Below are 7,428 nucleotides of genomic sequence, written 5' to 3'. Positions count from 1 at the left end.
CCCGCACCAGTTCCGGACGACTGCTGCGCACGGTGGTGTGCAGGGCCTCAAGGACCCGTAGCCTTCCCACCTCGCGCAGGTTGACTGGAGTGTCCATCATGACCCCCGGGGTGTGGAACGAATGGTCAACCGCACGGTGCCTTCTTGGGGTTCTTACCGTCAAGGGCCTTGACTTATGACAAAGTTCAGGCAGAAACTCGCGAACTGTTCTATCCGGCACACGGAGTTTCAGTCGATGCCGGATGAATAACGATTGGGACGGGCCGCCAGGAGGAGCCACCTTGACGTCAACACCCCCGCCGCCCGCGGACGCGGCGGCACCGGTGCCCGGTTTGCGCATAGGCATGGTCGGGCACGCCTTCATGGGCGCGGCGCACTCGCACGCCTGGCGCACCGCGGGCCGCTTCTTCGACCTGCCGCGCCGGGTCGAGATGGCGGCCGTCTGCGGCCGCGACGCGGAGTCCGTCCGCGCGTCCGCCGAGCGGTACGGCTGGGAGTCGTACGAGACCGACTGGCGCGCGCTCGTGGCGCGTCCGGACATCGATGTCGTGGACATCTGCACGCCCGGCGACAGCCACGCCGAGATCGCGCTGGCGGCGCTCGCCGCGGGCAAGCACGTGCTGTGCGAGAAGCCGCTGGCCAACTCGGTCGAGGAGGCCGGGGAGATGGCCGCCGCGGCCGAGCGGGCCAAGGCGGCCGGGGTGCGCTCCATGGTCGCGTTCAACTACCGCCGGGTGCCCGCGCTGGCGCTGGCCCGGCAGCTCGTCGCGGACGGCCGGCTCGGCCGTATCCACCAGGTGCGGGCGCAGTACCTCCAGGACTGGCTGGTGGACCCGGAGTTCCCGCTCGCCTGGCGGCTGCGCAAGGACCGGGCCGGGTCGGGCGCACTCGGCGACCTGGGCGCGCACAGCATCGACGCGGCGCAGTACCTGACCGGGCAGCGGATCTCCTCGGTGGGCGCCCTGCTGGAGACGTTCGTGGCCGAACGGCCGCTGCCGGCCAGCTCCAGCGGCCTGTCCGGCACCGCGTCCAGCGAGCGCGGCGCGGTGACCGTGGACGACGCGGCGGTGTTCACCGCCCGGTTCGAGGGCGGTGCGATCGGCGTGTTCGAGGCGACCCGGTTCGCCACCGGGCACAAGAACGCGATGCGGATCGAGATCAGCGGCTCGCTGGGCAGCATCGCCTTCGACGCCGAGTCGATGAACGAACTGGCCTTCTACGACCGCGCCGAGGACGCCGACACCGCGGGCTTCCGAAAGCTGCTGGTGACCGAGCCGACCCACCCGTACATGGCCGCCTGGTGGCCGCCCGGCCACTTGATCGGCTACGAGCACTCCTTCACCCACCAGGTGCGGGACTTCGTCACGGCAGTGGCCGAAGGGACCGATCCACAGCCGTCCTTCGCCGACGGGCTCCAGGTGCAGCGGGTGCTGGCGGCCGTGGAGTCCAGCGCCGCGGCATTGGGCGTGCACATCCCGGTCAAGTCCTGACCCCGGTAATCCCCTCGGCTCAGGGCCGCGCCCCTTACCGGCACGGCGACGTACGACCGGCACGACCGGCATGACAGGCACCGGTTTCAGGGCGGCGCACCAGCGTCACCGCACGAGTTTCACGACCGTCACGACCGACCGCAGGAGGACCCACGCCATGGCCCGACCCGTCACCCTCTTCACCGGCCAGTTCGCCGACCTGCCGTTCACCGAGGTGTGCCGGCTCGCCTCCGAGTGGGGCTACGACGGCCTGGAGATCGCCTGCTGGGGCGACCACTTCGACGTGGAGGCGGCGCTGAGCGACGACTCCTACCTGCCGCGGCTGCGCGACACCCTGGAGAAGCACGGGCTGCGCAGTTGGACGATCTCCTGCCATCTCACCGGGCAGGCGGTGTGCGACCACCCGATCGACGAGCGGCACAAGGGCATCCTGCCGGCCCGGATCTGGGGCGACGGCGAGCCCGAGGGCGTACGGCAGCGGGCCGCCGAGGAGATCAAGAACACCGCGCGGGCCGCCGCGGCCTTCGGGGTGAAGACCGTGGTGGGCTTCACCGGTTCGTCGATCTGGCACACCGTGGCGATGTTCCCGCCGGTCCCGCCGGAGATGATCGACCGCGGCTACCAGGACTTCGCCGACCGCTGGAACCCGATCCTCGACGTCTTCGACGAGGTCGGGGTGCGCTTCGCCCACGAGGTGCACCCGAGCGAGATCGCCTACGACTACTGGTCGACGGTCCGCGCCCTGGAGGCGATCGGCCACCGCCCGGCGTTCGGGCTGAACTTCGACCCGAGCCACTTCGTGTGGCAGGACCTCGACCCGGTCGGTTTCCTCTACGACTTCAAGGACCGCATCTACCACGTGGACTGCAAGGAGTCCGTCAAGCAGCTGAACGGGCGAAACGGCCGGCTCGGCTCGCACCTGCCGTGGGGCGACCCGCGGCGCGGCTGGGACTTCGTCTCCACCGGTCACGGCGACGTGCCGTGGGAGCCGGTCTTCCGGATGCTCAACAGCATCGGCTACGACGGGCCGATCTCCGTGGAGTGGGAGGACGCCGGGATGGACCGCCTGCTGGGCGCCCCGCAGGCGCTCGCGCACGTCAGGGCGCTGGCCGCGATCGAGCCGCCGGAGTCGTCCTTCGACTCGGCGTTCAGCTCGTCGTCCTGACCTCGCGCGTACCCGAGTACCGGCGCGCCTGCCGCCGTCCTGGTCAGGGGGGCGGCGACAGGCGCGCCTTCGGCTTTGGCCGGGCCCCGTCAGCCGGGCCCGTACCGGGCCCTGGCGACCCACCGTCGTCAGTGGACGAAGACCCGCAGCAGGCGCGACCCGTGGGCGGGCAGGGTGGCTGAGATGCCGCCCTGCTTGACGCCCAGGTTCCGGCGCGTCCACAGATCACGGACCAGGCCCAACCGGCCGTGGGCTCCCAGGTCGCTCCAGTCGGCGGTGACCGTCGCGGGGGTGTCGGCGAGATTGACCAGCGCCACCGTGTAGCTGCCGTCGCTGTTCTTGCTGGACCACACCTGCTGCGGCGTCGCCTGCGACACCGGCCGGGCGGGGTGCCCGGCCCGGTCGACCGCGAGGACCTCGTCGTTGGTCAGCGCCTTGAGGTCGTCCGGGTCGAGCTTGGTGAGATCGGTGCCGAGCAGCAGCGGCGCGGCGGAGATCGCCCACAGGGTCATCGTGGTCTGGCGTTCGTCGGGCGTGAGACCGTCGTCGACGCCGTTGCCGAGCTCCAGGGAGTCCAGGTCGTTCCAGCCGCCGCGGCTGCCGTAGGGCGCCCACGCGGGTTCGTCGGTGAACCGCTTGAGCACGTGCGGCCAGTCGGTCAGCCCCACCGTCGTGCAGTGGTAGCACTCGATGTCTCCGTCGATCCGCCAGCCGTTGCTGTTGGCCTTCCAGAAGTCGGCGTCGGCGATGCTGAGGGAGTTGGACAGCTCCAGGTTGATCGAGCGGCCGGTGTGCTGGATCGCCTGGTGCCAGGCCGCCATGTCGGGCCGCTGGTCGCCGGGGACGAGGCCGCCGCCGGGGCCGACGAAGTCCATCTTGATGTGGTCCACGCCCCAGGACGCGAGGAGGTTCGCGTAGCCCTGGATGTACTCCTGCGCACCCGGCTTGCTGAAGTCGATCCGCCAGGAGTCGTCGTGGGTGTTGCCGGGCTGCGGGGTGTCCGTGATGTCGGCGAGGTGGTACGGCGTGCCCTCGATCGGCAGGTTGGCGGCGACGGCCTCCTTGGGGACGCCGGGGGTGAGGTAGATGCCGAACTTCAGGCCGAGGCCGTGCAGGTACGACGCGACGGCGGGGATGCCGTCGGGGAAGCTCGTGGTGTTCCAGGCCCAGCGGCCGTAGCCGTCCAGATGGTCCGACCAGCCGGCGTCGATGTTGACGTAGCGGTAGCCGTGCGCCTGAAGGCCGCTGGTGTGCATGGCCAGGCCCTGCGCCTCGATGTTCTGCGCCGTGGGCTTGCTGCGGATGAAGCTCCAACTGCTCCAGCCCATCGGCGGGCTGGCGGCGGTGCGGACGGCCGGCGGGCGGGACGCGGCGGTGGTATCCGCCGCGGTGCTTGCCGGTGCGGCGAGCACCGTTCCGGTGCCCGCCAGGATCAGGGCCAGCGCGGGGATCAGGTGACGACTCGTCAGACGCATCGTGCGGCTCCTCGGGACTCAGGTCACTGAATCGAGTTCACGGTGGTGAACAGGATCGGTGATACACCCTCGTCGTGCACGCGTCAACATATTGGTCCGATGACTGCCCGCCTTCGGTGAAGTATGGACGGACCTCTGCGCACATCCTTGACGTAGGACTTCCGTCGCCTTAGCGTCCGGCTGCAAATAGATCGGATGAGTGTACTCATACATGAACTTCACCCAGATACTCAGGAGGCATAATGCACGATAAGAGCGAGGTGTCCCGCCGTAAGGTGCTGGGCGGCGCGCTGGCGGGTGCGGCGGCGAGCGCCGGGACGGCGCCCTGCGTGCTGCGCACCGACATCGCCGGCCCGCTGGAGGTACGCGACGGCGCGGGCCGCGCGCTGGCGTACACCGACCTCGGTGGCGGCACCCTGCGCATCGAGCTGTCCCGCGGCCAGGAGGCATGGATCTACCCGCGCGGCACCCGCCCCTCGACCGGCCTGGCCCCGGTCCCGGTCAACGCCGCCGCCCCGCGCTGGGGCCTGCCGGCGTGATCGCCTCGCGCGGCGCCGGCAGCCCGACTTCACCCACACCCCACTTCGAACCCGGAGGACGATGACCGTGCCGAGAAGACGACTGTGGCCGATCCTCGCCGCAACCGCGGTGGCGATCGGCGGTATCACCGCCACCGGCCCGACGGCGCACGCCGCTCCACCCTCGCCGGACGTGTACGTCGCACCGTACGGAAACGACCACGCCGCGGGCGATGCCCGCCACCCGGTGCGCACCCTGGAGCGTGCCCAGGACCTCGTCCGGCACCGGGACCGGAACCTTTCCGCGGATCTGACCGTCCATCTGGCCGACGGCACCTACCGGTTGGACCAGCCGCTCACGCTCGACTCCCGGGACTCCGGGTCGAACGGCCACCAGGTGATCTGGCAGGGCGGCGGCAAGACCGTGATCAGCGGCGGCAAGCAGGTCACCGGCTGGCACAAGGTCGCGGGGAAGGGCGGCCTGTGGGCTGCCCCGGCGCCCCACGGGCTGTCGGACACACGGCAGTTGTACGTCGACGGCGTGCGCGCCACCCGCGCCGCGGGCCAGGTCCCGGTCACCCTCACCAAGACCGCCACCGGCTACACCGCCTCCGGCGACGCCCTCGCGAAGTGGCCGGACATCGCCGGCGCCGAGTTCGTCTACACCAGCGGCGAGTCGCTGTGGAACTTCGTGCGCGACGGCCTCGGCCAGTGGACGCAGCCGCGCTGCGACATCGCCTCGGCGTCCGGCACGACGGTCACCATGGTCCAGCCGTGCTGGGACAACTCCAACAAGCGGGCCGAGTTCCCGGACATCCCCGGCCGCACCGTCAGCATGGTGGGCCCCGGCGCGCTCACCAACGGCGCCCACGTGACCTACGTGGAGAATGCCAGGGAGCTCCTCGACACCCCGGGTGAGTGGTATCTCGACCGCGCCTCGCACACGGTCTACTACATGCCGCGCAAGGGCGAGAACCTCCAGCGCGCCGACGTGGAGGCGCCCGCGCTGGAGAAGCTGGTCGACGGGCGGGGCACCGCTGCCGCGCCCCTGCACGACGTGGCCTTCCGCGGGCTGCAGTTCTCCTACGCCACCTGGCTGACGCCCTCCTCCCCGGAGGGCTTCTCCGAGATCCAGGCCGGCTACACCATCTCGGGGCCGACCGGTTACGCCACCGAGGGCCTGTGCGGCTTCCAGCCCGGCGGCCTGTGCCCGTTCGGCGCCTGGACCAAGGAACCCGGCAACGTCTCCATCGGCTACGGCCGCGATCTCGACTTCAGCGACGACGCGTTCGTCCATCTCGGCGCTGCCGGACTGGAGTTGGGCGACGGCACGCAGAACGCCACCGTGCGCGGCAGCGTCTTCACCGACATCTCCGGCAACGGCGTGGAGGTCGGCGGCGTGGACAAGGCGCTGCCCACCGACGACGCCGACGTCACGCGCGACGTCCAGGTGACGGACAACCACCTCTACGGCCTGCCGCGGGAGTTCACCGGCGGGGTCCCCGTCGTCAACGGCTACACGCAGAACGACCTGATCTCCCACAACCAGATCGACCACGTCGGCTACTCCGGGATCTCGATGGGCTGGGGCGGCTGGCCGGACAAGATCGGCTCCCCAGCCACGCCCAACGACAGCCACGACAACACCGTCAGCGACAACCTCATCACCGACTACATGCAGGGCCTCGACGACGGCGGCGGCATCTACACCCAGGGCCTCACCGGCAGTTCGATGGCCACCGGCGAGAAGGTCACCGGCAACGTCATCCACTCGCAGTTCGGCCTCGGCAAGAGCATCTACACCGACAACGGCTGCACCTACGAGACGGTGTCGGGAAACGTGCTGTACGGCGCGTCGTACGCCAACGTCGCCAGCACCCACGTCGACTACCGGGACACCCTCAAGAACAACGACCCGACGCTCGTCTCCGGCAACTGGTGGGAGCAGGGCGACGCCGACGGCAACAACAAGGGCGTGGTGACGCAGGGCAACCACCTCATCGCCTCGCCGTCCGACGCCCCCGCCGACGTGGTCGCCGACGCGGGCCTGGAGCCTGCCTACCGGGGCATCCTCAGCCGGCAGTTCGCCCCGGTGTCGGTGCCGGTGGCGCCGACCCGGGTCGCGACGGCCGTCGGTGCGACCGGCATGCTGTACGCCACCTTCAACCCCACCTGGGCGGACGGCGGTTCACCGTTGCTGGGGTACCGGGCGACGGCCGTGGACGCCGCCGGGCACACGGCGGCGAGCACCTTCGTCTCCGCCGCCGACTTCGCCACCTCGGCCCTGATCCGGCTCACCGGCCTCACCGACGGCGTCCCGTACACCGTCACGGTCACGGCGGTGAACTCCCATGGTGACAGCGCGCCTTCGCTGCCCTCGGCGCCGCTGGCCCCGAAGGTCGCCACCGTGCTGCCCGCGGCCCCGACCGCGCTCAAGCTGAAGGCCGAGGCCACCGCCGCGACCTTCGGCTGGACGCCACCGACCAGCGTCGGCGACTCGCCCGTCGTCGGCTACCGGATCACGGTCACCGCCGCCTCGGGCAGCCGTACGGTCGACGTCTCCGGCCGGGACGTCCTGGTGACCCAGCCCTCCGCGCACCCGATGGTCCGCGTGCTCGGCGATCTGGCACCCGGCACGCCGTACACGGTCGGCGTCGCCTCCGTCACCGGTGCCGGCACCGGCCCGGCCGCGACGCTCACCGGCACGACCCCGACCGCGTAGGGCTCACCACAGCGGTTGAGCCCCGCCGAGCCGGCCGGACGGGCCCCCATGACCCGTC

5 protein-coding genes are annotated in these 7,428 nt (G+C 70.9%); 4 read left to right on the top strand and 1 reads right to left on the bottom strand.

Annotated elements, in window-relative coordinates; translation table 11 throughout:
- Positions 1–344: 344 nt before the first annotated feature.
- Complete coding sequence (locus AC13HU_RS27020; protein WP_483044563.1) at positions 345–1,490, top strand: Gfo/Idh/MocA family protein; 1,146 nt, start codon at positions 345–347, stop codon at positions 1,488–1,490.
- A 157-nt stretch (positions 1,491–1,647) separates the two neighbouring features.
- Complete coding sequence (locus AC13HU_RS27015; RefSeq protein ID WP_483044562.1) at positions 1,648–2,655, top strand: sugar phosphate isomerase/epimerase family protein; 1,008 nt, start codon at positions 1,648–1,650, stop codon at positions 2,653–2,655.
- 128 nt (positions 2,656–2,783) lie between these two features.
- Here AC13HU_RS27015 and AC13HU_RS27010 read toward each other — a convergent pair whose 3' ends face one another.
- A complete protein-coding gene (locus AC13HU_RS27010) occupies positions 2,784–4,130 on the bottom strand; it encodes a glycoside hydrolase family 27 protein (RefSeq protein ID WP_483044561.1) in 1,347 nt (448 codons plus the stop codon).
- A 242-nt stretch (positions 4,131–4,372) separates the two neighbouring features.
- On the opposite strand from AC13HU_RS27010, the gene AC13HU_RS27005 reads away from it, so the two are divergent.
- Positions 4,373–4,669 carry a hypothetical protein gene (locus tag AC13HU_RS27005; protein ID WP_483044560.1) on the top strand — a complete coding sequence of 99 codons (297 nt, stop codon included), beginning with the start codon at positions 4,373–4,375 and terminating at the stop codon, positions 4,667–4,669.
- Positions 4,670–4,730: 61 nt separating this feature from the next.
- The gene (locus tag AC13HU_RS27000) at positions 4,731–7,370 is read left to right on the top strand and encodes a fibronectin type III domain-containing protein (protein WP_483044559.1); all 2,640 of its coding nucleotides are present in this window, start codon (positions 4,731–4,733) and stop codon (positions 7,368–7,370) included.
- Positions 7,371–7,428: the final 58 nt, after the last annotated feature.

It is taken from the genome of Streptomyces sp. NH27 (assembly GCF_056859195.1).
This window is presented reverse-complemented; position numbering and strand designations above follow the sequence as displayed.

Excerpts from the sequence above, each read along its gene's own strand:
- AC13HU_RS27015 (WP_483044562.1), top strand. The coding sequence starts at position 1,648 with ATGGCCCGACCCGTCACCCTCTTCACCGGCCAGTTCGCCGACCTGCCG.
- AC13HU_RS27010 (WP_483044561.1), bottom strand. The coding sequence starts at position 4,130 with ATGCGTCTGACGAGTCGTCACCTGATCCCCGCGCTGGCCCTGATCCTG.
- AC13HU_RS27000 (WP_483044559.1), top strand. The coding sequence starts at position 4,731 with ATGACCGTGCCGAGAAGACGACTGTGGCCGATCCTCGCCGCAACCGCG.
- AC13HU_RS27005 (WP_483044560.1), top strand. The coding sequence starts at position 4,373 with ATGCACGATAAGAGCGAGGTGTCCCGCCGTAAGGTGCTGGGCGGCGCG.
- AC13HU_RS27020 (WP_483044563.1), top strand. The coding sequence starts at position 345 with ATGGTCGGGCACGCCTTCATGGGCGCGGCGCACTCGCACGCCTGGCGC.